Origin of the sequence: Granulicella aggregans (assembly GCF_025685565.1) — a bacterium.
In the GTDB taxonomy this organism is placed as follows: Bacteria; Acidobacteriota; Terriglobia; order Terriglobales; family Acidobacteriaceae; genus Edaphobacter; species Edaphobacter aggregans_B.
The window spans coordinates 396015-420327 of sequence record NZ_JAGSYE010000001.1; the positions used below are offsets into that span (position 1 = coordinate 396015).

General features: G+C 57.9%; 20 protein-coding genes, 2 tRNA genes, 3 rRNA genes and 1 pseudogene. 17 read left to right on the top strand and 9 right to left on the bottom strand.

Going from position 1 to position 24313, the window contains the following annotated elements; all coding sequences use genetic code 11:
* The first annotated feature begins 6 nt into the window (after positions 1 to 6).
* From OHL18_RS01580 to OHL18_RS01590, 3 genes are all read left to right on the top strand, one after another.
* Entirely contained in the window at positions 7 to 375 is a 369-nt protein-coding gene (locus OHL18_RS01580; RefSeq protein ID WP_263373081.1) for a YbjQ family protein, read from the top strand.
* A gap of 17 nt (positions 376 to 392) precedes the next feature.
* Entirely contained in the window at positions 393 to 773 is a 381-nt protein-coding gene (locus OHL18_RS01585) for a VOC family protein (RefSeq protein ID WP_263373082.1), read from the top strand.
* An 83-nt stretch (positions 774 to 856) separates the two neighbouring features.
* Positions 857 to 1462 carry a thymidine kinase gene (locus OHL18_RS01590; protein ID WP_263373083.1) on the top strand — a complete coding sequence of 202 codons (606 nt, stop codon included), beginning with the start codon at positions 857 to 859 and terminating at the stop codon, positions 1460 to 1462.
* A 122-nt stretch (positions 1463 to 1584) separates the two neighbouring features.
* On the opposite strand, the gene OHL18_RS01595 is transcribed toward OHL18_RS01590, so the two are convergent.
* The 3 genes from OHL18_RS01595 to OHL18_RS01605 all read right to left on the bottom strand — a co-directional run bounded on the left by OHL18_RS01595 (position 1585) and on the right by OHL18_RS01605 (position 5935).
* Positions 1585 to 3168 carry a tetratricopeptide repeat protein gene (locus OHL18_RS01595; protein ID WP_263373084.1) on the bottom strand — a complete coding sequence of 528 codons (1584 nt, stop codon included), beginning with the start codon at positions 3166 to 3168 and terminating at the stop codon, positions 1585 to 1587.
* 40 nt (positions 3169 to 3208) lie between these two features.
* Positions 3209 to 4282, bottom strand: a complete 1074-nt coding sequence (locus OHL18_RS01600; RefSeq protein ID WP_263373085.1) for a glycosyltransferase family 2 protein — start codon at positions 4280 to 4282, stop codon at positions 3209 to 3211.
* Positions 4283 to 4429: 147 nt separating this feature from the next.
* The gene (locus OHL18_RS01605) at positions 4430 to 5935 is read right to left on the bottom strand and encodes a S10 family peptidase (RefSeq protein WP_263373086.1); all 1506 of its coding nucleotides are present in this window, start codon (positions 5933 to 5935) and stop codon (positions 4430 to 4432) included.
* A 100-nt stretch (positions 5936 to 6035) separates the two neighbouring features.
* Between OHL18_RS01605 and OHL18_RS01610 the strand changes: the two genes are divergently transcribed.
* From OHL18_RS01610 to OHL18_RS01640, 8 genes and pseudogenes are all read left to right on the top strand, one after another.
* Positions 6036 to 6566 carry a superoxide dismutase family protein gene (locus tag OHL18_RS01610; RefSeq protein WP_263373087.1) on the top strand — a complete coding sequence of 177 codons (531 nt, stop codon included), beginning with the start codon at positions 6036 to 6038 and terminating at the stop codon, positions 6564 to 6566.
* A gap of 119 nt (positions 6567 to 6685) precedes the next feature.
* The gene (locus OHL18_RS01615; RefSeq protein ID WP_263373088.1) at positions 6686 to 7489 is read left to right on the top strand and encodes an RNA polymerase sigma factor; all 804 of its coding nucleotides are present in this window, start codon (positions 6686 to 6688) and stop codon (positions 7487 to 7489) included.
* A gap of 13 nt (positions 7490 to 7502) precedes the next feature.
* Positions 7503 to 8528, top strand: coding sequence for an anti-sigma factor family protein (locus OHL18_RS01620; RefSeq protein WP_263373089.1), 1026 nt, complete (start codon positions 7503 to 7505; stop codon positions 8526 to 8528).
* Positions 8525 to 8593: pseudogene (locus OHL18_RS23175) on the top strand (B-box zinc finger protein); the annotation flags it as partial. The gene OHL18_RS01620 and the pseudogene OHL18_RS23175, both read left to right, overlap by 4 nt.
* Positions 8594 to 8602: 9 nt before the next feature.
* Positions 8603 to 9877 (top strand): hypothetical protein, encoded by a 1275-nt coding sequence (locus OHL18_RS01625; protein WP_263373090.1) that lies wholly within the window; start codon positions 8603 to 8605, stop codon positions 9875 to 9877.
* A gap of 2 nt (positions 9878 to 9879) precedes the next feature.
* Positions 9880 to 11568, top strand: a complete 1689-nt coding sequence (locus tag OHL18_RS01630; protein ID WP_263373091.1) for a DUF4097 family beta strand repeat-containing protein — start codon at positions 9880 to 9882, stop codon at positions 11566 to 11568.
* Positions 11569 to 11726: 158 nt separating this feature from the next.
* On the top strand, positions 11727 to 12575 hold the full coding sequence (locus OHL18_RS01635) for a hypothetical protein (protein ID WP_263373092.1): 849 nt from the start codon (positions 11727 to 11729) through the stop codon (positions 12573 to 12575).
* 70 nt (positions 12576 to 12645) lie between these two features.
* Complete coding sequence (locus tag OHL18_RS01640; protein ID WP_263373093.1) at positions 12646 to 13626, top strand: glycosyltransferase family 2 protein; 981 nt, start codon at positions 12646 to 12648, stop codon at positions 13624 to 13626.
* A 97-nt stretch (positions 13627 to 13723) separates the two neighbouring features.
* On the opposite strand, the gene rrf is transcribed toward OHL18_RS01640, so the two are convergent.
* The 6 genes from rrf to tyrS form a co-directional block, all read right to left on the bottom strand.
* Positions 13724 to 13840: ribosomal RNA gene (gene rrf / locus OHL18_RS01645) — 5S ribosomal RNA — on the bottom strand.
* 176 nt (positions 13841 to 14016) lie between these two features.
* Positions 14017 to 16960, bottom strand: a 23S ribosomal RNA gene (locus OHL18_RS01650).
* Between the two features lie 397 nt (positions 16961 to 17357).
* Positions 17358 to 17433: transfer RNA gene (locus OHL18_RS01655), tRNA-Ala, on the bottom strand.
* A gap of 47 nt (positions 17434 to 17480) precedes the next feature.
* Positions 17481 to 17557: transfer RNA gene (locus OHL18_RS01660), tRNA-Ile, on the bottom strand.
* Positions 17558 to 17870: 313 nt separating this feature from the next.
* Positions 17871 to 19370 (bottom strand): 16S ribosomal RNA (locus OHL18_RS01665).
* Together the 16S, 23S and 5S rRNA genes with 2 tRNA genes alongside form the textbook arrangement of a ribosomal RNA operon.
* 1014 nt (positions 19371 to 20384) lie before the next feature.
* Positions 20385 to 21656: a tyrosine--tRNA ligase gene (gene tyrS, locus OHL18_RS01670; RefSeq protein WP_263373094.1), complete on the bottom strand. Its 1272-nt coding sequence runs from the start codon at positions 21654 to 21656 to the stop codon at positions 20385 to 20387.
* A gap of 72 nt (positions 21657 to 21728) precedes the next feature.
* Here tyrS and OHL18_RS01675 point away from each other — a divergent pair, with 72 nt between their 5' ends.
* From OHL18_RS01675 to OHL18_RS01700, 6 genes are all read left to right on the top strand, one after another.
* Positions 21729 to 21965 carry a CPCC family cysteine-rich protein gene (locus OHL18_RS01675; RefSeq protein WP_263373095.1) on the top strand — a complete coding sequence of 79 codons (237 nt, stop codon included), beginning with the start codon at positions 21729 to 21731 and terminating at the stop codon, positions 21963 to 21965.
* A gap of 24 nt (positions 21966 to 21989) precedes the next feature.
* Positions 21990 to 22766: an SDR family NAD(P)-dependent oxidoreductase gene (locus OHL18_RS01680; RefSeq protein ID WP_263373096.1), complete on the top strand. Its 777-nt coding sequence runs from the start codon at positions 21990 to 21992 to the stop codon at positions 22764 to 22766.
* Between the two features lie 93 nt (positions 22767 to 22859).
* A complete protein-coding gene (locus tag OHL18_RS01685) occupies positions 22860 to 23270 on the top strand; it encodes a DUF2256 and DUF3253 domain-containing protein (RefSeq protein ID WP_263373097.1) in 411 nt (136 codons plus the stop codon).
* A gap of 52 nt (positions 23271 to 23322) precedes the next feature.
* Positions 23323 to 23481, top strand: a complete 159-nt coding sequence (locus OHL18_RS01690) for a hypothetical protein (protein WP_263373098.1) — start codon at positions 23323 to 23325, stop codon at positions 23479 to 23481.
* 3 nt (positions 23482 to 23484) lie between these two features.
* Complete coding sequence (locus OHL18_RS01695; RefSeq protein WP_263373099.1) at positions 23485 to 23742, top strand: hypothetical protein; 258 nt, start codon at positions 23485 to 23487, stop codon at positions 23740 to 23742.
* Positions 23743 to 23780: 38 nt separating this feature from the next.
* Positions 23781 to 24299, top strand: coding sequence for an MmcQ/YjbR family DNA-binding protein (locus OHL18_RS01700; RefSeq protein WP_263373100.1), 519 nt, complete (start codon positions 23781 to 23783; stop codon positions 24297 to 24299).
* Positions 24300 to 24313 lie beyond the last annotated feature (14 nt).

Below are 24313 nucleotides of genomic sequence, written 5' to 3' on the forward strand. Positions count from 1 at the left end.
GACCACATGTCTGCCTCGCTCGCTGCTCCTTTCAGTCCTTCGATGGTCACCACCGCGCTTGAGATTCCGGGCTTCCGCATCGTGCGCAACTACGGCGTGGTTCGCGGAATCGTCGTGCGCTCGCGTTCGATCTTCGGCAACATCGGCGCGGGACTGCAGACGCTAGTCGGCGGCAACATCACCATCTACACCGACCTCTGCGAAAAGACGCGCAACGACGCCTTCGTGATGATGATGCAGCACGCTGCGGAACGTGGCGGCAATGCCGTAATCGCCGTGCGGTATGATTCGAACGAAGTCATGAACGGGGTCACGGAAGTGCTTGCCTACGGTACAGCCGTCTTCGTTGAAGCAGCGCGGGTTGAACCCGTCTAAAACAGGAGATTTTAGAGATGGCGAGAGTGACCGGAATTGGCGGCGTTTTTCTCAAGGCAAAAGACCCGAAGGCGCTTTACGCCTGGTACGCCGAGCACCTTGGCATCAAGATGAGCGAATGGGGCGGCGCGAGTTTCGAGTGGAGCGATGAAGTCCCAGCCGGCACCGGTACAACCGCGTGGTCGCTCTTCCCGGAGAGCTCGAAGCACTTCGGCGACGGCCCGCAGCAGGCGATGATCAACTACCGCGTCGACAACCTCGACGAGTTGATCGAACAGCTCACCGCCGCCGGGGTGACGATCGATCCGAAGCGCGAAGAGGCTAGCTACGGCAAATTCGCCTGGATCGTCGATCCCGAGGGCAATCGCGTCGAACTTTGGGAGCCTCTGGCTGACTGATCGCGGGAACAGTTTCCGGCCCGCTACGCACAGGCGCGGAGATTAGGATAAAGAGATATTCCTGCTGAAGGCTTATCTCCACGATGAATCCAGTCCCACCCGGCCGCATTGAAGTCATCACCGGCCCCATGTTCTGCGGCAAGAGCGAAGAGCTGATCCGCCGCCTGAAGCGGGCGCGCATCGCCAAGCAACGCGTCGCCTGCTACAAACCCGATATCGACATCCGCTACCACCGCGACGCCATCGCCTCACACAGCCACCACACGCACGAAGCAGTCACGGTGGTGAACGTCGAACGGCTGCGGGCGGAGCTGTTTCCGATCCTGAACGAGGTCGAGGTGATCGGCCTCGACGAGGCGCAGTGGCTGGATGACTCCATCGTCCCGCTGACGATGGAACTGGTGCATCTCGGCAAGCGCATCGTGGTCGCAGGGCTCGATATGACCTTCGCCGGCGAGCCCTTCGGGTCGATCCCGCAGCTGATGGCGATCGCCGATGACGTAACAAAGCTCTCTGCCGTCTGCATGGTCTGCGGCGCTCCAGCTATCCATAGCCAGCGGCTCGGTGCGAGCCAGGAGTTGGTCGTTGTCGGCGCGGCGGGCGTGTATGAGGCACGATGCCGGAGATGCTTCCTGCCCTATGCGGATGAGGCTGGCTCGGAGCAGTTGGAGCTGCCGGTCGGGAACTAGACTTCTTGCCATCAAAAGTGCCGTAATTGCCGTCCTTCTGAGCGTAGTGAAGAATCCCCGCATTCGTTCCCGGGCCACAGACGCCTGAGTGGCCCCACAGGCGAAATGCGGGGATTCTTCGGCTACGCCTCAGAATGACGGGGCGGGAGTGAGCGGAGTGCGTCGTTTACCTGAGCGACGACAGAAGCCCAATCCCCGGGCTGCGGCTGCTGAAAGATGCGCATCGACGGATACCACGGGCTGCCACCGCCGAACTCCGGCCAGCGCCAGTCTGGTGCGAAGGGCAGCATAAGCCACACCGGTACTCCAAGCGCGCCAGCCAGGTGCGCGGTCGTGTTGTCGATGGTGATGACGAGGTCCATGGCGGCGACCTGCGCGGCGAACTCGTCCATGTCGCGCAACTGATCGACCTCTGGATCGACGAGGAGTGACAGGCCAGCAGCGGCGACCTCCGCCTCGAGCGCTGTGGCATCGCCATACTGCAGCGACACCCAGCGCTTGCCGGGCACGTCAAACAGCGGCTTGAGTTGTTCGAGATCAATAGACCGGCCTTTACCGGTCTTTACATTGTTCGAGAACCACGCCAACCCCACAGTCCTTTCGCCATTCGCATAGCGGCCGCGGTAATGCTCGCGTTGCGTTGAGTCGGCGCGTAGATACGGCGAGGACGATGAGGCAAACTCGCTCCACTCCCTGCGATAGAGACCCGGCAGGCTCCCAAGAGGCAACTGCGCTACGATCCTTCGCGCCGGATCGAACCCGGCTTCGCGGTCCGAAATCACTTCAATGTCCGGGAAAGAGCGTGCGAGCAGCGGCTTTAGGCGGGCGTCGCACTCCAGAATGCAGCGGGTCCCGGCGCGGATCACGTCAGGTACCGCCGACGAGAACATGATCTCGTCGCCGATGCCCTGCTCTGGCCAGAGCAGAAGGCTGCCATCGATAGGCTGGCCTTTCCACGCGGGCTGGAGGTACGGGCGCATTGGAGTCGCGTGATCGGCTGAGCTCCAGCGGCATTCATAGGCGGCCCAGCCCTCGCGAAAGTTGCCTTGAAGAAGCAGAAGCAGAGCCTTGGCAAAGCCAGCTCGCGGGTGATCGGGCTCTGCCGCAAGGGCCTCGCGGAAGGCAGCCAGAGCGCCGTCGAGATCGCGGTTGGCGCGCAGCAGGATGCCAAGCTCATGCAGCGCGTCCGCATATCCTGGCTGGAGCGCAATCGCCCGCCGGTACGCGGCGATAGCGAGATCCGTCTTCAACTCAACGCGGTGTGCGTCGCCCAGCTTCTTATGGACTTCGGCCATATCCGGGCGCAGTGCGAGAGCGCGCTCATACCACTCGATGGCATTTCTGGTATCTTCGGCGGCGAGAAAAAGGTGCGCCAGGTTGACCTGCGCCTCCACGAGGTCCGGCTTGATCCTCAGAGCACTTAGGTAGCAGCCACCGGCGTCGCGCGCCAGGTCAAGATGCTGCAGCACGTTGCCCAGGTTCAGGTAGTAGGAAGAGGCGCGAGGGTTGAGCTCAATGGCGTGGCGGATTCGCTCGATCGCGGTCTCGCAGTCGCCGGCCTCGTAGGCGATCATTCCAAGCAGATGGAGGCTGTCCGCATGGTTCGGATCGGCATCGAGAATCTGCCGGTAGCCCAGCTCGGCCTCGGCTGTCCTTCCCTCGCGATGATTCTCGAGGGCTTGATCGAAGATCGTCTCAAGGCTCAAGTGCGCTATTCCAGTTCCCTTCTGAACCGTCGTATAGCTCTTAGACCGGGCCGATCGTGTCAAAGTTTCGAGCCTTTCCAGCGTTCGCGTTATTGAGATGGCCTGCGGCGAGGCCGATCTTCTCTGCTATCACCGGAGAGCCATTTGAGGCGAGATAAGCCCGCCGATAGGCGGTCAACGCGTGGTCGTGTTCGCCGGCGATCAGGAGCGAATCTCCGAGAGCATCATGCAGGGCGGGTGAGTCTTCGCCGAGAGCGAAGGCGCGCAGCAGACTCTGCCGGGCCTCGGCAATACGGCCAAGTCGCAGCAGGCAGATGCCGGCGTAAAGCGGGCCTCGACTGTCTTTTGGGCGCAGGGCGGATGCACGCTGCAGGTAAGGCAATGCCTCTTCGGAATGCTTCCTCTGCAGAAGCTCCGTAATGCCCATCTGCAACTGCGCCTCGAAGCTCTCCGGCTCATGGGCGATCTTCTCCAAGCCGAGCCGGCGATAGAGCCGGACCTTCTCCTCGACCACGTCGGCAGGAGTCTCAACCGGCCCAAAGTGATGGATGCTCAGCGGACCGTTCGTGCGTGTGAGGCCGAGGCTGTCGATGGTGCTTGTCACCTGCTCGTGAACGCGCTCGCGGAAACAGACCTCCGGGTGGGGTCGAAAGAGGCGGGTGTGCACGGAGCGGACATAGCCGGGATATCGACGAGCCTCTAGGAGATCGCTGGAGTTGGGCTCAACGGCGCAGGTGATCTGATCGAAGTACAGACGATCTACATAGTCGCGGCGAGTCAGGGTATAGGCGTGAACCGAGGTGTCGCGAACAAGTTCGGGCAGAAGGGATGCGGCCTCTATCGGGTCGAGCATCTCGTCTGCGTCGAGGACGAGCACCCACTCGCACCGGGCCAGGGCAAGGACCTGATTGCGCGCTGCGGCGAAGTCTTCCTGCCAGGGGATGGAAACGACCTCGGCACCAAAGCTCTCTGCAATTGAGCGCGTATCGTCAGTCGATCCGGTGTCGCCGATTACGATCCGGTCCACCAGCGGCCTTGCACTACGCAAGCAGCGGGCAAGCGAAGCGCCGCCGTTGCGGACGATCATGGACAGCTCGATGGTCGGGTGTGACATTGCCTTCGATCCAGCATCAGGGATTGCCGTATCGCTGAGCAACGCCACGAAAGTAGCAGGGCGCTCCCGTTTGCGACCAACGGGAGCACCACGCGAAGCCCAATACACGTCACGAAGTGACCGCCCCGCGCGTAGCGGACCTCTCTCTTAGTGCTTCTCGACCATCTCCATCACGTCCTTGCGCAGCGAGAGTGAACTGGCGAGCCGCGAATAGTACATGTGGCCGCCGGGATACTCATGCACGGAAATTCGAGTGGGATCGCCCATGATCGGAATCTGGCTGACCGTCAGGACGGAGCCCATGAACGGGCATGAGAGATCGGCCCAGCCGTGCGCAATCAGCACGCGCAGCTTGGGGTCCGTGGCGACCGCGGTGCGAAGATCGGTCGCGGATTCCGAGCCTTCGAAGACCCCCTTGCCGCCCGACCGGTCCCAGTTGCGGTTCACCTCGAAGGAGAGCGCGTTGTAGCGGGCGTCCGTCTTCCAGCCAACGGTGCGGGTGACGAAGTCGACCATCGCGGTCGTCGTTGGAGCGATGATGCTCAGAAGGATGGGGTCCTGCGTCTCCTGCGTCGGGTTGTAAGGGAAGGGATCGTAGGCGGTGACGTTGGGGTCGTAGCGGCTGCCTAGCTTGCCAGTCTCGCGAAACTCCTCCCGCAGAAAGGCCTGCGTCTCGAGGCGACCGCCGGACTGCTTGACGAAGGTGGGATCAAGTCCGGTCAGCTCCGTCACTTTCTTGACGATGCGCGGCGTAGCTGCTGGGTCGGAGAATCCCTTGCCCAGGTCGACCATGTACTCCCCGCGGGTGTAATCGATGACGGCAGCCATGTTCTCCGGCGTCAGCTTGCCCTGGCGCTCATAGTTCGCCGCCACAATCGAAGGCAGCGTAATCATCCACGGAATAGGCGAAAGGTCTTCCGACCCGGTGCTGGGGTTGAGCGCAGGAGAGACGAGAACAAGGCCGTTTACGGCTACCCCAATGGAAGACTGCAGATAGCTGGTAAGGCGCGGGCCGCGATAACCGCCGTAGCTCTCCCCGACGATGTACTTGCGCGACTGCAGCCGCTGGTTCTTGACCAGCCAGTCGTAGACGATCTTCGAGAGATAGGCGATGTCCTGATCGGGACCGTAGAAGAGCTTTTTGGTCTCGTCCATCGCGACCAGCGACCTGCTGAAGCCGGTGCCGATGGGATCGATGAAGACGAGGTCGGTGAAGTCGAGCCAGGTGCCGGGGTTGTCCTTCAATGTGGCGGGGTCCGACGGGCTCTGGCCCTCGGCACCGAAGTCGACGCGTTTAGGGCCGATCGCGCCGAGGTTCAGGTAGACACTGGCCGCGCCGGGGCCGCCGTTGAAGGCGAAGGTGACCGGGCGATTCGGGCCGTCCATCGTGTAGGAGGTAAAGACAACCTCTCCGACAGTCTTACCTTCCCCGTTCTTTACCGGCAGGGTTCCAACTGTGGCCGTGTACTTCAGGGTCTTGCCGCCCAGCTCCATGGTCTGCGCGACGGATTTGTCTGCGGGAAGATCATTGCTTACAGGCTTCACCTCGGCCTTTGCATCGGGCTTGGAATCGGGTTTCGCGTCCTGTGCGCGAGCGAGGCAAGAGGCGGTAGTAAAGCTCATGGTGAGGACGAAGATCAGCGTACGGTTCATGAAAACGAGGATACATTGTGTTGACGGTCATCAGATTTTGTTCGCGACGAGGCTTATTTCAGCGTTTAATGGCATCGAGCAACCCTAAGGAGAGAAAAGAATGCGTCTCGCACTGATTGGAATCACGGCCCTTGCCATCGCAACCCCAGCTTTCGCGAAGCCGAAGAACGAGATTGTCGTCCCCCTCAAGACCTCCACCGGCGAGGACGCGGGTACCGCCACCTTCAAGCAAGGTAAGAAGAATCTCACCATCAAGCTGGACCTGAAGAATCTCCCCTTTGGCGACCATGCCGTGCATATTCACGCCAAGCCGATGTGCGAGGCACCGGACTTCAAGAGCGCGGGCGGCCACTTCAACCCGGATGCCAAGCAGCATGGAACCATGAACCCGATGGGCCACCACAACGGCGATCTGCCAGAGAACATCAGCATCGGTGAGACGCACACCGGAACGGCGACCTTCAAGGTCGACTACCTGTCGATGACCGACGGCTCGCCCAACAACATCCTGGCGAACGGCGGGACGGCGATCATGGTTCACGAGAAGGCTGACGACATGAAGACCGATCCGACCGGCAACGCCGGAAACCGGATCGCCTGCGGCATCATCATGGAGCCGGCTGCGAAATAAGCTCTCGTCCTGACCTCAAGGTTGTAGAAGCCGCTTTTGGCGGATTGAACCACCGGGAACGCCCATGCGTATTAGAGCGCATGGGCGTTCTGCATATGGCCATTCCAGCTTCGATACCGATGTCCTCAAACCTTCACGGCATCCTGCCGCGCCGGCGCTTAAAGCGGCTCGCAACCGCCGAGGTGCAAGTGGTCGCCCTGCCCGTACCGCCAATCGCAACGGCAACGGTCGATTCGCAGGTTAGGACCACGTCGCAGCAAGGTACACTTCTGCCAGTCCCCCCAGTAGAGGTTCAGACGACGTTGGAGCGTACTCCACAGCAGATTGCCGAGCAGGAAGCCATCCTCAAGCTGGTCCGGCAGTGCATCGCGGGCGAGCAGCAGGCGTGGGCGCAGCTCGTCGCCAGCCAGCACCGGCGCATCTACGGCATCTGCTACCGCTTCACGAATTCAGCGTGCGACGCCGAAGATCTCACCCAGGACGTCTTCATCAAGGTCTACAAGAACCTGAACAGCTTCGACCTGCAGAAGGGCAGCTTTCAGACGTGGATGACGACACTGGCGCGTAACCTGCTGGTCGACCACTTCCGCAGGACGCGTCTGGACCGGGCCAGTGACTCGCTGGACGCGAGCCTGGGCAGCGACGACGACGGACCGACCATCGGCGACCGTTTGATGGACTCCGGCATCTCTCAAGATAAGCACGTGGCGGGTCTGGAATTGAAGGCTACAATTCAGGACGCGCTCAAGCAGCTGTCTCCTGAGTTGCGCGAAGCGGTCATCCTTCGCGACCTTGAAGATATGGATTACAAAGAGATTGCGCAGGTCCTCCGCATCCCGGAAGGAACCGTGAAAAGCCGCATCAGTCGCGGTCGCGGGGAACTGGCAAGGCTTTTGCAACGTATAGAAGGGCAGGTGATGTAACGTGGCCTCAAACATGAATCCGCCAAACCAATTCGGAAGCGCAAAGCCGTCAAGAGGCGGCGAAGGAACCACCTGCGCGCAGTGCGAGGCGATGCTGCCCGACTGGATGGACCACGCCGAAGGCGGCGAGATGACGCCGAAAGACCACGCCGCGTTCGAGCTGCACATCGCGACCTGCCCCGAGTGCAGCCAGATGCTGGCCGACGCCCAGCGCGGAGCAGCCCTGCTACAGATGCTGAGGTCCCCCCGGCCGGAGCCTTCTTCCGCCTTGATGGACCGCATACTCGCCAACACCAGCGGCCTTGCGGGGCCGGCCAAAAGCCGGGTATCCGGCGTGCTCGCGATGCCGTCTCTGGATGGAGCCGAGGTGGAGATTCAGAGCGTAATCCCGGCCAACTACATCCTGACCCCGGCCATCGCGCAGCCCGCGTTCGCATCGCCAGCAGGGAATGTCCTGCCCTTCCGCACTCCGGCGGCGTCACGGTTCAGCCTTCGCTCCATCACGCACACGATGATGCAGCCACGGCTCGCGATGACGGCAGCAATGGCGTTCTTCTCGATTGCCCTGACCTTGAACCTTACCGGCGTCCAGCTAAATCAGCTGAGCATCAGCGACCTGAAGCCCTCGAACCTGCGGCGCACTTTCTACCAGGCGGATGCCAGCGTAGTTCGCTACTACGATAATCTCCGCGTGGTGTACGAGCTGGAGTCGCGGGTGCAGGACCTGAAGCGCTCGAGCGACAACTCCGAGACGGATGGCGCTGCCTCCGGCGCGAAGGCAAACCCTGACTCAGAAGAGACGAAGGACAAGTCCAAGCAGGACCAGCAGCATAAGAACGCGCCGAAGGCTGGCAGCGGTACAAGCCAGCGGCATGATCCCATAAATCAGAACTTTAGATTAGCGGCAGCACGAGACCAAAGCCACCCTCCCCGAAGAGATGCATTTGAGCCAGCTTTGCTCACAGGTTTTCTTGAGCGCAAGACTGTAGCAACAAGCAATCAGTCGAAAGAAGAAAGACAGGAAGGGGTGCTGGCATGAACTGCGCAAATCATCAGGATCGGGAACGAGTCGCCTTTTGCCAGAACTGCGGGAAGCCGCTGTGCCAGGAGTGCATGAGAGCCGTCGGCTCCGCTGTCTTCTGCGAGCCTTGCCTCGCTGCCAAGCTCGCCGCCGCCGGAGCTGTCCCAGCGGGTGGCTATAGCTATAGCGACCCAGCCTCCGGAATCAACGCCAGCGGAACGGCTGCTGGCGGGACATACACCTACGCCGACCCGGTGGCAGGCACCTACGCCAGCGGCGTGATCCCTCCGCAGCCTCTCTCCGGAGTTCCAAACCCTATGCTCGCCGGACTTCTGGGTTTCATTCCCGGTGTCGGAGCCATGTACAACGAGCAGTATGCCAAGGGAATCGTCCATCTCATCGTCTTCGCGATCCTGGTCAGCCTTGCGGACAACCACGGCATCTTCGGTCTGTTTGTCGCAGGCTGGATCTTCTACATGGTCATCGAGGCGCATCACACCGCACGCGCTCGTCGCGACGGTCTACCGCTGCCGAATCCCTTTGGCCTGAATGATCTCGGCGAGAGACTTGGCTTTGGCAGGTCCTGGGGAGCCCCCGCGCAGGTTCCGAACATCGATCCAGCAGCGTCTCCGGGAGGTCCCCCAGCCGGGGCTTACACACCTGGCCCCGCCTACATTCCACCGGCAGGTAACCCTTACGTTGCAGGAGCGGTCCCGCCTAACTGGACCTCCGGCGCCTGGACGCCTCCGCCGACGCCCGGCTGGGAGCCCTACGCTCCAATCCCGCCGATTCCGCCCCAGGTTCCTTTGGACACCCAGGTCCCCTACCCCGGCAACCGCTTCCCTGCAGGAGCCCTGTGGCTGATCGGCTTCGGAGCGTTGTTCCTCCTGGGCAACGCGGGACTCTTCCACGGCTTCTCGACACGCCTGTTCCTGCCGTTCCTGCTCATTGGCCTGGCTGTGTACATCTTCGTACACAAGATGACTTCTTCTGGTAGCGGCATGACCAGCGACGGCTCCGCCAGCTATCGTCTGCGCGTCTTCCGCGCACTTCGCGGATCCGTCTGGATCGCTCTCGTCGGTCTGCTCTTCTTCCTGGACCAGTTCGATATCCTCTCGTGGGGACATAGCTGGCCACTGTTCATCATTCTCGCTGGAGTCATGACGGTGCTCGAACGGGCAGCGTACAGCGCGGCAGTAGCCGCCGGCCCGATGCCCATCGACCCTAACTATCCGGCTGGATACCCCAACTACCCGCCAGCGCCCGTGTCGCCCGCACCTCCCTCATCGTCGGTATCGATCGTGCCGGCGACCGAGGACTCCCACGGATTTCACGAATCGGCAATTGAACGCAAGGAAGGAGAATAACGATGTCTGGCTATCCTCCACCTTATCCCCCTCCCGGCTCGCGGCCTCCTTACGGCCCCAACGACTTCCGAGGCGACTGGAAGTACCAACGTCGCATCCTGCGCGACCAGGCGCGCGCCCAACGCGAAGTGTTCCGTGCGCAACGTGACGCCTACCGCGCACAGTACCGTGGACTTCGCCGCGGCTCCATCGTCGGACCGATCATGGTCATCGCGATCGGCGTGGTCTTTCTCCTGGTGCAGTTGGGCAAGCTGCCAAGCTTCGCCGTGTGGGCGTGGCTGGGCCACTGGTGGCCTCTTCTGCTGATCGGAGTCGGCGTCATCGTCCTGATCGAGTGGGGATTCGACCAGACCTTCCGTGGAGATACGGGACAGCCCTACGTCCGGCGCAGTCTCGGTGGAGGCGTAATCACCCTGCTGGTGTTCTTGATCATCGCGGGCGGAATCCACCAGGGAATTCAAGGTAACTTCCACGATGGTCATAACTTCTTTGGCGACAGCTTCAACCAGGAGAACATCGACCAGTTTCTAGGCGACAAGCACGAGAGTGAGCAGACACTCGATCAGGCCTTCGCCGGCGAGGGCACGCTGCAGGTCGACAACCCACGCGGCGATGTGACCATCTCGGGCACGAGCGACGACAACCAGATCCACGTAACCGTCCACAAAGAGGTCTACAGCCGCAGCGACTCGGACGCGGCGAACAAGTCGCAGCAGTTGAGCCCGAAGCTTGACCGCAGCGGCAGCATTACTCACCTCTCACTGTCATCTCTGGACGGAGCGCGGGCCGACCTGGTCATCACGGTTCCGTCCATCTCGTCGAACACGGTCGTCGCAAACCACGGCGATGTGAAAGTAAGCGGCGTGCGTGGCCCGGTGAATATCACGTCGAACCACGGCGATGTGGAGCTGAGCGCCATCACCGGCAGCGTCACCACCCACATTCAGAACTCAGGATCGGACTTCTCCGCCCACAGCATTACCGGCCCGGTCACACTCGAAGGCCGGGGCGGAAGCATCACTCTCTCGGACATCAACGGTCCCGTATCCGTGCAAGGCGACTTCTTCGGCGACACGCACGTGGAGCACATTCGCGCCGCCTTTCGCTTTCACACCAGCCGCACGGACTTTCAGCTTGCCCGCCTCGACGGCCAGCTCGACATCAGCTCCGAGGAGGACCTCTCCGCCGACCAGGTGGTTGGCCCGGTCGTCCTGAATACCCGCAACCGCAATATCACCCTCGATCGCGTCGCTGGCGACGTGACCGTCACCAACAAGAACGGCAAGATCGACCTGACGGGCGCTCCTCCGCTGGGTAACGTCTCCATCGAGAATCGCAACGGCGAAGTCTCGGTGACCGTTCCGGACCAGGCTGGCTTCAATGTTCAGGCAGAGACCACCGAGGGCGACGTGGAGAACGACTTTTCACTGCCTGTCTCGGAGATGGGCAACAGGAAGTCGATCTCTGGAAACGTCGGCAAGCCGGCGGTAAACATCAAGATCACGACAACGCAGGAAGATATCTCCCTGAAGCGTGCCAGCATTGCACCCCTGCCACCGTTGCCACCACCGCCGCCCGCCTTCACGGATATGCCTGCAGGCGCGAAAAAAGCTGTGAAAGATGCAAAGAAAGCAGCGGCTGAGGCTCAGAAGGAGGCTCACGATGCGGTCAAGGCTGCGCAACAGCCTTGAACTGCTAGGGTCTTCCATCCTCGTTTGAGAACTACTCGCTCGAGTTCAAGTTTGCCTAAGGGCCGCTTGAACTCGAGCTTTATAATGGGCGGTACGTTGATCGCGAGCTCTTACTGCTGTAGGGTCAATCTCTCCCACCGAAGCACATCCGAGGAATCTTGCAAACACTCTACGTCAGATACTGCGCCTTCTTCCCGATAACTCGCACTCAGGATATTGCGATCGAGTTATTACTCTCTGTAACGACGTTGGAAGAGCAAGTCTCCCGCTATGCCAACATCACGCTAGTCTTCTATACCCTGTCCGCTTACAAGCAGAACTATCTCGATCTATGCGCGATGTTCAGTTTTCCGTCACGAGTGATTGCGCTTGATGAGGAATACGCCTCCGAACTTACTCGGTGGGAAGAGATTGCCAACGAGATCAAGCACAAGACGAAGACAGACCATCGCTGCATTATCCGGATGTTCGCCGACTTTCATATCCTTCCGCCCGACCAGCACCGCCTACTCATTGGTTGTGACATCTTCTTTCTGAAAGTACCGCAGGAGGTCCTTGCCTTTACTTGGAATCCCAATAAGCAGGCAAAAGTCCTCTATATGGCGGATATGTTTAGCTTCGGCGGTACCTTGTACAAGCTTCGCCACTATAAACCGCCTATCCTTGAAGGCCTGCTTGGCGATTTCTACTGCCTGGCCCCTGGAGTTCACCTAACTGAGGAAGCGATCAAAGGCTGTCTGAGGATGATCGATGACTGGCCCGGAGGCGCACACCGCTGGGACCCGATACCTCGCTTTGATGACGCTCATGCCTGTGAACAACAGGCGGCGGCGATCCTTCTTCACCCCTTTGGCGGCCAGCTTCTACCCGCGGGACGCTACTCCCACAACACCATCCTGGATGAACTCGCTGTGATTCATACCCACTCGATCAGCAATATCACTGTCCTTCTGGCAGACAAGATGAAGGCTCGCGCGAGAGAGTTAGTTGCCGTCTGGCCTGAATAGACGCTGACTTAGCAAGACTGGTCAGCCTTTCGGAAGATACGATAAAGGTAGCTAAGCGAGTCATTCATTTATGTCGCGATGTATTCAACTGACCATAGGCATCCCAACCTATAACCGTGCCGGTCTCCTGGCTGAGCAATTAAATCGGCTCAGCCAGGAGGGACTCGGCGATGAAGTTGAGATCCTCGTCTCAGATAACGCTTCTTTGGACTCCACTGTCGAAATAGCTGAGTCTTTCAGGGAACGAATGGGTCGCCACTTTGTCGTCGCCACCAATGAGCGCAACGCTGGCTTCGACGGAAATATTTTCACCCTCTATAAAAAAGCTCGCGGCCGCTATCTTTGGTTCCTAAGCGATGACGATAGCTTCTTCCCTGGCACCGTCGCCCGACTCCTTCAGATCGTGAGGACCGAAAAGGATTGTGGCCTTATCGCGTTGCCCGGTTTCAATATGCTGCCCTATGAATCCCATGAAGGCGGCCATATCATCCAGCTCTTACCTTGGAGTCCCACCGGCAACGCTATCTCAGTCGTTCTCGGGCAGCGATTTCGTCTCACTGCAAACGAGTTCGAGCGCTTCGGCCTGATCTCTGCTGCGTCACAAATTTCCCATTGCGTTGTGCGTCGCGGTGCAAGCATCGACAACGCCGAGCGAGGCGGCGGCGTACTGCAAAGCCGTATAGCCAATCTCAACTTGCTCAGCGAGCCCCACTATTACATCCTCCCCGAACCTGCTATCAAACAAGGCGATTGGACGGAAGTCTCCAACACGTTCATGGAGTCGACCCTCTTCGGTATCCGCGAACTCTATAGCAGCGCCGACATGCAATTTAGCCGAGAGGTCGTTGACTTCGCCTCAGTTCAAAACTGCCTCTTCGCGATCCGGTTGCTCCGTGCCCACTACGCGGGCGAGAACCCTACTCGCATCAACTTTCCATCCGTTGGCCGTGGATTCGCAGATCGGCTTATGCGGCTCTTCGGAGGGGCTTATCACCAGCTTGACAGCGCAGTAGAAGATCTTCTTGACGTTGCCAAGCAGCATCAACGTTAAACAATAGGCAAAGAACACCAGTGCTGAACGCGATGACGAATACGAGACCACAGCCCAAATAGAAAAGCCCCATCCGAAGATGGGGCTCTCTGTATTATGCCGGCGATCACCTAATCTCCCACACACTTACGCGTGCAGTACCATCGGCCCAACGAGGCTTAACTTCCGTGTTCGGGATGGGAACGGGTGTGACCCTCGCGGTAAACTCACCGGCAAACTTTAGAAACATCGCGCTCGCGATCTTCCACAACTGAATAGATTGGGTGTTCCCAGACGTTTATTACATTGTTGCGTTTTATCCAAAAGTTATAACTACAAAGCTTGTATTGAATGACTCTAGAACAGTGGACATTTCACATAACGTAAAACTCACTGCGCAGAGTAAATTCTATGGACAAGCCGAACGGGCGATTAGTACTGGTAAGCTACATGCATTGCTGCACTTCAACCTCCAGCCTATCAAACAGGTGGTCTTCCTGAGCCCTTCATTTCCCTTTTGGGTTGGGAGATCTCATCTTAGAGCGTGCTTCCCGCTTATATGCATTCAGCGGTTATCACAACCGAACTTCGCTACCCAGCCGTGCCATTGACATGACAACTGGAACACAAGAGGTTCGTCCATCCCGGTCCTCTCGTACTAAGGACAGCCCTCTTCAAATCTCCTACGCCCACAGCAGATAGAGACCGAACTGTCTCGCGACGTTCTGAACCCAGCTCACGTACCACTTTAATCGGCGAACAGCCGAACCCTTGGAACCTTCTACAGCTCCAGGATGTGATGAGCCGACATCGAGGTGCCAAACCGAAGCGTCGATATGAACTCTTGGCTTCGATCAGCCTGTTATCCCCGGCGTACCTTTTATCCGTTGAGCGATGGCCCTTCCATACAGAACCACCGGATCACTAAGGCCTGCTTTCGCATCTGCTCGACTTGTAGGTCTCGCAGTTAACCACACTTATGCCTTTGCACTCGACGGTCGATTTCCAAACGACCTGAGTGTAGCTTCGCGCGCCTCCGTTACAATTTAGGAGGCGACCGCCCCAGTCAAACTACCCGTCTTACTATGTCCCTCTTCCAGATAATGGAAGCAGGTTAGAATCACAACAATCGCAGGGTGGTATCTCACCGTTGGCTCCACCAAACCCAAAAGTCTGGTATCAAAGCCTCCCACCTATCCTGCGCAGCAATGGCCGTAACTCATAGTAAAAGTATAGTAAAGGTGCACGGGGTCTTTTCGTCTAGCTGCGGGTAACCGGCATCTTCACCGGTACTACAAGTTCGCCGAGCAACTCGTTAAGACAGTCGAACGATCGTTACTCCATTCGTGCAGGTCGGAACTTACCCGACAAGGAATTTCGCTACCTTAGGACCGTTATAGTTACGGCCGCCGTTCACCGGGGCTTCAATTCAAAGCTTCGCCTTGCGGCTAACCTCTCCTTTTAACCTTCCGGCACCGGGCAGGAGTCAGCCCCTATACGTCGTTTTTGACTTTGCAGAGACCTGTGTTTTTGTTAAACAGTCGCCGTTCGCGTTTCACTGCGGCCCCACCAGGCTTGCACCCAGGGGGCGACCCTTCTCCCGAAGTTACGGGTCTAATTTGCCGAGTTCCTTAACAAGCTTTCACTCGAGCGCCTTTGGATATTCTCCTCGTCTACCTGTGTCGGTTTGTGGTACGGTTCCCAATCTTTCTCCTTAGAGGTTTTTCTTGGCACCATGAAATCAGCTGCTTTCAGCCATACGGCTTACTGCTTTACACCTCACTGTTAAGTCTCTCCGGATTTGCCTAGAGAAACCAGCTTACGCGTATCGAACCCCATAGTCATAGGAGGTCCAGCTTATCCTTATGCGTCACCCCATCGTGATAACGAATTATTGGGAGGTCCGGAATATTAACCGGATTTCCATCGTCTACGCCTTTCGGCCTCGACTTAGGGACCGCCTAACCCTGAGCGGATTAACCTTCCTCAGGAAACCTTAGACTTTCGGCGTGAAGGGTTCTCACCTTCATTATCGCTACTTATGCCGGCAGGGTCTCTTCTCTAATGTCCACGTATCTTCCCAGTTACGCTTCATCCACGAGAGAATGCTCTCCTACCACGTATCTTTCGATACATTCGCAGCTTCGGTATACAGTTTTAGCCCCGTTGTATTGTCGGCACCGGACCTCTTGACCAGTGAGCTATTACGCTTTCTTTAAAGGATGGCTGCTTCTAAGCCAACCTCCTGGCTGTCTGAGAGTTCCGACTTCCTTTCCCACTTAACTGTAATTTTGGGACCTTAGCTGGCGATCTGGACTGTTTTCCTTTTGACTGTGAAGCTTAGCCCCCACAGTCTGACTGCCGGGCTGGTTGTGATCGGCATTCGAAGTTTGGTTGGATTCAGTAAGCCGGAAAGCCCCCTAGTCCATCCATGTCTCTACCACCGATCCAAATCACCCGACGCTAGCCCTAAAGCTATTTCGGAGAGAACGAGCTATCACGGAATTTGATTAGCCTTTCACCCCTACCCTCAGCTCATCCGAGCTTTTTTCAACAAACACCGGTTCGGTCCTCCAATAGGTATTACCCTATCTTCAACCTGGCCAAGGGTAGATCATCCCGCTTCGCGTCTATTCCTGCCAACTTAACGCCCTATTCAGACTCGCTTTCGCTGCGGCTCGCTCACGCTTAACCTTGCTGACAAGAATAACTAGCCGGCTCATTATGCAATAGGCACGCGGTCAGACATTCCCTTACGGGCATAGTCCTCCCACTGCTTGTAGGCACACGGTTTCAGGTACTTTTCACTCCCCTCAATGGGGTGCTTTTCGCCTTTCCCTCACGGTACTGGTTCACTATCGGTCAGAAACGAGTATTTAGCCTTACGGGATGGTCCCCGTGGATTCAAGCAGGGTTTCTCGTGCCCCGCCTTACTCAGGTACCTGCTTCGAGTCTGGATCGCTTTCGTCTACGGGTCTGTCACCCTCTTTGGATCTCCTTTCCAGAAGATTCGACTAGCAACCAGATTGGTAACTCTACTTTTGCAGGCCCTACAACCCCCGAGACACCGAAATGTCACGGGTTTGGGCTGTTCCGATTTCGCTCGCCACTACTATCGGAATCGAGGTTTCTTTCTCCTCCTGGAGGTACTGAGATGGTTCACTTCCCTCCGTTCGCCTGTTCCAACCTATGAATTCAGTTGGACATACCTAGGTTTTACCTAGGTGGGTTTCCCCATTCGGAAATCTCCGGATCAACGCGTGTGTGCCGCTCCCCGAAGCTTATCGCAGCTTGCCGCGTCCTTCATCGCCTGTTTCTGCCAAGGCATCCACCGTGCGCCCTTAGTAGCTTGACCATAGAATTTACTCGCACGCAGCAGAGTAAGAACCCCTGCAACATCGGTAATCTACGTTTTTTGATAATTTGTCCACGCCTGTGTCGTACTGCTTCGATCTACAACGTGCGAGATCTAAGCAGGTAACACGAAAATAATTATTCTAAAGACACTCAATACTGATTGACAATGTCGCTTTCAGATAAGACCTGATCGCTAAATTGCTCAGCCTTGTAGTTATATTTACCCAATCTATTCAGTTGTCAAAAATCGTCGAGCGAGTCGTATAAAACGTCGTCGCTATCGCGCCCTTGGGCGGCTTGAGCATTCCTGCTCAAGGTTCAACCTCCATCGCGATGCAGTGCGCGGTGGCTCAACCTGAAGCAGATTTGCTTTGAATCGTTGCCTTATCGAGTGATGGTGGAGCTGACCGGGATCGAACCGATGACATCCTGCTTGCAAAGCAGGCGCTCTCCCAACTGAGCTACAGCCCCATCCTGCGTTACTTCGAAGATCAGAATAACATATCTTCGGCGTAAAGTGGTGGGCCTGGGTAGATTCGAACTACCGACCTCACCCTTATCAGGGGTGCGCTCTAACCAACTGAGCTACAGGCCCAAACAGCGACTCGTAGTTTGCAGCCCCTAGCGCGTAGCTAGAAAGCTAACGGCTAGGAGCCTAGCTGGATTTCTCGAAAGGTTTCGAGGACACAGTTGAACGCGCATAGCAGCTACGCCGCTATTGACCATCGGTGTTGACAGATAGCGAAAAAGAGAAGGTTTAGTTCAGGCTCATCGGTAGCCTCCCGGCTTGCGCCGAATGCAACGTCCGATGGTACTCGGCAACATCACTATCAAACTCGGATGGTCGTGAGACCAGAGCCGCTCGCGATACGCGAGGCGCTGAAGTGTGCCGAGACGTTCTCTCTTAGAAAGGAGGTGATCCAGCCGCAGGTTCTCCTACGGCTACCTTGTTACGACTTCACCCCAATCATGAATTACACCTTGGGCGGCTGCTCCCTTGCGGTTAGCGCACCGACTTCTAGTGCAACCCACTTTCGTGATGTGACGGGCGGTGTGTACAAGGCCCGGGAACGTATTCACCGTGGCATGCTGATCCACGATTACTAGCGATTCCAGCTTCATGGAGTCGAGTTGCAGACTCCAATCCGAACTGAGGCCGGCTTTTTCCGATTAGCTCACCCTCGCGGGGTTGCAGCGGTTTGTACCGGCCATTGTAGCACGTGTGTAGCCCTGGACATAAAGGCCATGAGGACTTGACGTCATCCCCACCTTCCTCCCCGTTATCCGAGGCGGTTTCGTCAGAGTGCTCAACTAAATGGTAGCAACTGAAGATAAGGGTTGCGCTCGTTGCGGGACTTAACCCAACATCTCACGACACGAGCTGACGACAGCCATGCAGCACCTATACACAAGTCCATTGCTGGACGCCGACGTTTCTGCCGGATTCTTGTGCATTTCGAGCCCAGGTAAGGTTCTTCGCGTTGCGTCGAATTAAACCACATGCTCCACCGCTTGTGCGGGCCCCCGTCAATTCCTTTGAGTTTCAGCCTTGCGACCGTACTCCCCAGGCGGATTGCTTATCGCGTTAGCTTCGGCACGGCAGGATTGGGTACCTGCCACACCAAGCAATCATCGTTTAGGGCTAGGACTACCAGGGTATCTAATCCTGTTTGCTCCCCTAGCTTTCGTGCATCAGCGTCAGTTATTGTCCAGTGAGCCGCTTTCGCCACAGGTGTTCCTTCCGATATCTACGCATTTCACCGCTACACCGGAAATTCCACTCACCTCTCCAATACTCAAGCCCGACAGTTTCGCCTGCAGACTATGGGTTGAGCCCATAGATTTCACAGATGACTTGTCAAACCGCCTACGCACCCTTTACGCCCAATAATTCCGAACAACGCTTGCCCCCCTCGTATTACCGCGGCTGCTGGCACGAAGTTAGCCGGGGCTTCTTCTATGGGTACCGTCATTATCTTCCCCATCGAAAGGAGTTTACGTACCAAGATACTTCATCCTCCACGCGGCGTTGCTGCGTCAGGGTTTCCCCCATTGCGCAAAATTCCCCACTGCTGCCTCCCGTAGGAGTCTGGACCGTGTTTCAGTTCCAGTGTGTCCGTGCGCCCTCTCAGGCCGGATACCGATCATCGCCTTGGTGGGCCATTACCCCGCCAACTAGCTAATCGGCCGCGACCTCCTCCCCAAGCGCATTGCTGCTTTGACTCGTAAGTGTTATGCGGTATTAGCTAAGATTTCTCTCAGTTATTCCCCACTCGAGGGTAGATTAGTCACGTGTTACTCACCCGTGCGCCACTTTACTCAAGACCGAAGTCCCTTTCTCGTGCGACTTGCATGTGTTAGGCACGCCGCCAGCGTTGATTCTGAGCCAGGATCAAACTCTCGTTTAATCTTGGTTTGCTTGCCAACCATCGACAGGGGTCGGGTTGGATCAAGCCTCCCCGGAGCTCGAAAACTCCCGGAGAGTGTAAAACTAGTGAGAATGACTAAACCAAATTTCGTATCATCTCACGACTGGCACGTTCAACTATGTTGTCAAAGATCCGAACTGATTCCACCTTAGCGGGCAGCTTTGGATCAAGGAACAACCGGGCATAGCCACGGGTGTGTCCTCGAACTTGATGCGCTGTATGTCGACTGGGGGTGCTTGCTGTAGCCTTCCGGCTACTTACTCTACTCGGCGTTTATTCAACCTATTCGAGTGTTGCTCAGCATCGTTCCGTCTTGCGCGAACTTTCTAAGATTACTAAGTTTCATCTCGCTTGTCAACCTTTTCTTTCACTCTTCACTCTCATCCGCCTATGCGGGTAGCAGAGATCGAAGCTACTTATTCAGTCGACAATCGTTCGGCACAGCGCAAAATATCAAAACATCGCAACGACTCTCGAAAGAGGCGCGGAGCACTTAGCTCCAAATTGCTTGCGACAGCCATTTGGCTATCGGTCCGTTCACTTGCAGTAGCTTGGGCTTGGATTGGGTCGGTCATATTCAGCAACGCTAAAACAGTCGCCTAGACTCGTAACCACGATCAAACACTTGGACTGCGCTCCGTCTTCCCCACTACTATCTGCTCTGTACTGCAAGAGCCGGGTGCGAAGCTGCTGTTTGGTACTCACTGAATGTATCAAGCTTTGCAGTGTTTTGCAAGTCTCAATCTTCGGTCATCGCTCACCGCCTTGCCTGCTCTTTACTTCGTTGCAGTGCGCTTGGCTGTTTGCGACTTCCTGAGATTAGCAGTGGGGCCGGGGCAGCGCAACCCCTAAGTGTTGAAAAGCTGTGCAGTTCAGGAGGGAAACGAAAGAATCGTCAATGAATACGGGGTGAATATGGCCTTCATTTTTCTTGCGGGAATTTCGGCCTGCGCCTCGATTGCACCAGAAAGAGGGCAGGCATTAGGGGATAAACTAGGCCCCCTCCCAGGTAACCCGAATCTCTTTCTTCCCGACACGGATGACGGGCGAATCGCCCAAAACTGCCATAGACTCCGCCTGGGCCGTGGTCTTTGCCCCATTCAGGCTTACTGCATTCTCGGCCAGCTTCCGCGTTCCTTCGCCAGCCGATGCCACAAGTCCGGCCAATTGCAGGAGCTTCGCTATCTTCACCATCTTCGGCGCATCCGCCGCAGCAGACGGATCGTGCCGGAAGAGCTCCGGCGTCACAGGGATACGCACGACGGGCGCGTCTTCGGACGACTCCCTCCGCTGGAACTGCCTTGCCCAGTGCTCCGCTGCACCCTCAGCTGCTTCAAGAGAGTGAAAATCCGCAGTAATCGTCCGCGCCAGATCCTTCTTCGCCTGCATGGGATGCAATTCGCCGCTCGCTACCCGCGCCTTCATCGCGTCGATCTCCGACTGCCGCAAATCCGTCAGCAGCGTCCAGTACCGCCACATCAGCTCATCCGAGATCGACATCAGCTTGCCGTACATCTCGTTCGGCACCTCGTGGATGCCGATCGCGTTCCCCAGCGACTTCGACATCTTCTGCACGCCGTCGAGGCCCTCAAGGATCGGCACCATCAGGATGCTCTGCTGCGGCTGGCCGAAGTGCTTCTGCAGATCACGCCCTCGCATCAGGTTGAACTTCTGGTCGGTCCCGCCCAGTTCCACATCGCATTCAAGCGCCACCGAATCGTATCCCTGCGCCACCGGGTACAGCATCTCGTGCATCGAGATCGGCTGCTCCGCCTGGAAGCGCTTATGAAAGTCCTCGCGCTCGAGCATCTGCGAGACCGTGAACTGCGCCATGAGCTTGACCATGTCGTAGTAGCCCAGCTTGTCCAGCCATTCGGAGTTGTAACGGACCTCGGTCTTCACCGGGTCGAGGATCTTGAAGACCTGCTCCTTGTACGTCTCGGCGTTGGCGGCGATCTGCTCTGGAGTCAACGGCTTGCGGGTCACGTTGCGCCCGGTCGGGTCTCCAATCAGCGCGGTCGAATCGCCGATCAGGAAGATCACCGTGTGCCCGAGCTGCTGGAAGTGCCGTAGCTTGCGGATCAGCACCGTATGTCCCAGGTGCAGGTCCGGCGCAGTCGGATCGAACCCGGCCTTGATGCGCAGCGGCTTCCCGCTGACGATGGAGGCGGCGAGCCGCTCCTTCAGCGCTTCGAAGGGGAGGATTTCGGCGGTGCCCTTGGTGATGAGATCGAGTTGGTCTTCAAGCGGAGCGAACGTAGACATATGCCTCAAGTATAGAGAGTTCAAGAGGTCTTTTGGCTTGCGCGGCCTTCTTCGGTCTGAGAGCATGGCGGCATGGTTCCTTGCCCATGCTGCGGCTTTCGCACACTGCATCAAAAGGGCGGCGACGATATATGTCCCGTTTGTTACTGGCAAGACGACGGACAGGATGACTCAGACGCGGATATAGTTCGTGGTGGACCAAACAATCTTTTGAGCTTGTCCGAGGCTCGGAGGAACTTTGCAGAAATTGGGGCTTCTGATCTTCTGTTTATCGGCAATGTGCGAGCCCCTTTGCCGAGCGAGCGGTGAAGCAGAGCTTGAGAGAAACGCTCAATGGAACCTAAAGAACAATTCGCGAAGTACCCCAGCCTGCAAGACCGCGTCGTTCTCATCACCGGCGGCGCATCCGGCATCGGTGAAGTGCTGGTCGAGGCGTTCACGCTTCAGGGAGCGCAGGTCGTCTTCCTCGACATCGCCGACGAAGCAGCCGCAGCCTTGATCGACCGCCTCAGCCCAAACGCTGAACACGTACCCAGCTACGTCCACTGCGATCTAACCGACTCCGCCCAACTCGCCGAAAAGCTCGCAGGGATCATCGCCCGCTTCGGCACCATTGATGTCGTCATCAACAACGCAGGCGACGACACCCGCCACAAGACCGAAGACGTCACCCCGGAGTTCTGGGACCGCTGCATCGCCGTCAACCTCAAGCACCAGTTCTTCGTCTCGCAGGCCGTCATCCCGGGGATGAAGTGGCAGGGACGCGGCGTCATCCTGAACATGAGCTCCATCTCGTGGATGATTCCGTCGACCGGGCTGCCCGTCTACGTCGCCAGCAAGGCAGCGATCGTTGGGCTGACGCGCACGCTCGCGCATGAGCTTGGGCCGCATGGAATCCGTGTCAACTGCATCCTTCCCGGAGCCATCGAGACCGCCCGCCAGCGCAAGAACTGGTACACCGAGGAGTATCTGAACGAGATCCTCAAGCATCAGTCGATCAAGCGGATTCTTCAACCGGACGAGGTGGCGCGGCTGGCGCTCTTCCTGGCGGCCGACGACTCAAGCGGCATCACCAACCAGAGCTATATCGTCGACGGCGGTTGGGTGTAAAGCTCCTCCTTCCACAAATCTGTGCCCCATTCATCGCGCACTTGTCTCTTGCGGTGAGTGGGAGTTCGCCACGGTATCCTGATTCAGCCTGACATGCCCGACAAGAAGCGCAAGCCCGAACGCATCACTCCGCACAAGGACAAGATCTGCAAGCGCTGCGGCCGGGCGTTCTCCTGGCGCAAGAAGTGGGAGCGGGACTGGGACGCGGTGAAGTATTGCAGCGATGCCTGCCGCGGAGAGAAGACCGCCGAGACCGATGCTCAACTGGAAGCCGCCATCCTGGAGCTGCTGGCAGAGCGGGGACGTGACAAGACCATCTGCCCGTCGGAGGCGGCAAAGCTTGTCGGAGGCAAAGACTCGCGCCATGATTGGGAGTCGCTGATGGAGCCGGCCAGGGCAGCTGCACGCCGCCTCGTTTCAGCGGGCAGGATCGTCATCACGCAGAAGGGCAGCGTCGTCGACCCATCGACAGCAAAGGGCCCGATCCGTCTTCGTCTTCCGTAAGAATTATTCGAGCTGCGAGGACTTCGTAACGCTTCCCTGCATCGAACCGCGCATGGCTCTGGATAAATCATCGGATTCGGGCAAGAGCTCGTCCTGCGGCCTCGTCATTACGATCGCGGTCATCATCCTCCTGGCAGTCGCCTACACGGTCTTTCGTGGCATCACAGTTCCGAGGCCTCAAAGTAACCAGACCACACAGCCGACGAAATAGCGCGTGCCCCAGACAGCAACGCAGGCTGCGGTCGAGTCTGACATCAGCATGACCACCGCGAAGAAGTCGACGAAGAAAGCCGCAAGTAAAGGAAATCCCTGCTGGCCAGGATTTGAGCCTACGCCCGGCAAGAAGCCAGGAACGAAGGGAAGCTGCAAGCCGGAGCCCGGTAAACACTCCGCTGCAACCAAGCGCGCCACGCAGAAGGCAGCAGCCGCCTCAAAGCTCGAGAAATCCGGCAAGCCCAATCCAAATAAGTAAGCCGCCGTCGCCGCTAAAAGTGCCGCTATACTCCCGGAATGGACGCCGACCAGGTACGCAAGTTCCTCCTCACCCTGCCGCACGTCGTCGAGACTATGCAGTGGGGCGACAACCTCGTCTACTGGGTTGGGGACAAGGCCGTCGGCGGGAAGATGTTCGTATTGGTCAACTTGGACGACTCGCTCTCACATGGCGTGATCTCTTACTCAGCCGGACCGGAACGCTACGCAGATCTGATGGAGATCGAAGGCCTCTATCCCGCGCCCTACATGGCCCGCATCCACTGGGTCGCCGCCGAGCGGTGGGACGTCTTCCGCAACGCCGAGTGGCAAGAGGAGCTTCGCGCGGCCCACGCCCTCACCTACGCCAAGCATCCCGACAGGGTGAAGGCCACGCTCAATCTTCCCGCCGCGCAGTTGAAGCGCCTGGTAGCTGAGAACACGGCGATTCGGGCGAAGAAGGCTGAAGCGGAGAAAGCCGCCAAGGCCGCTAAGAAAGCGGCGAAGAAGAGCGCGGCAAAGGCCGCGAAGGCCGCTGTTGAGAAGAAGAAAGCCTGACTTGCGTGGAACGG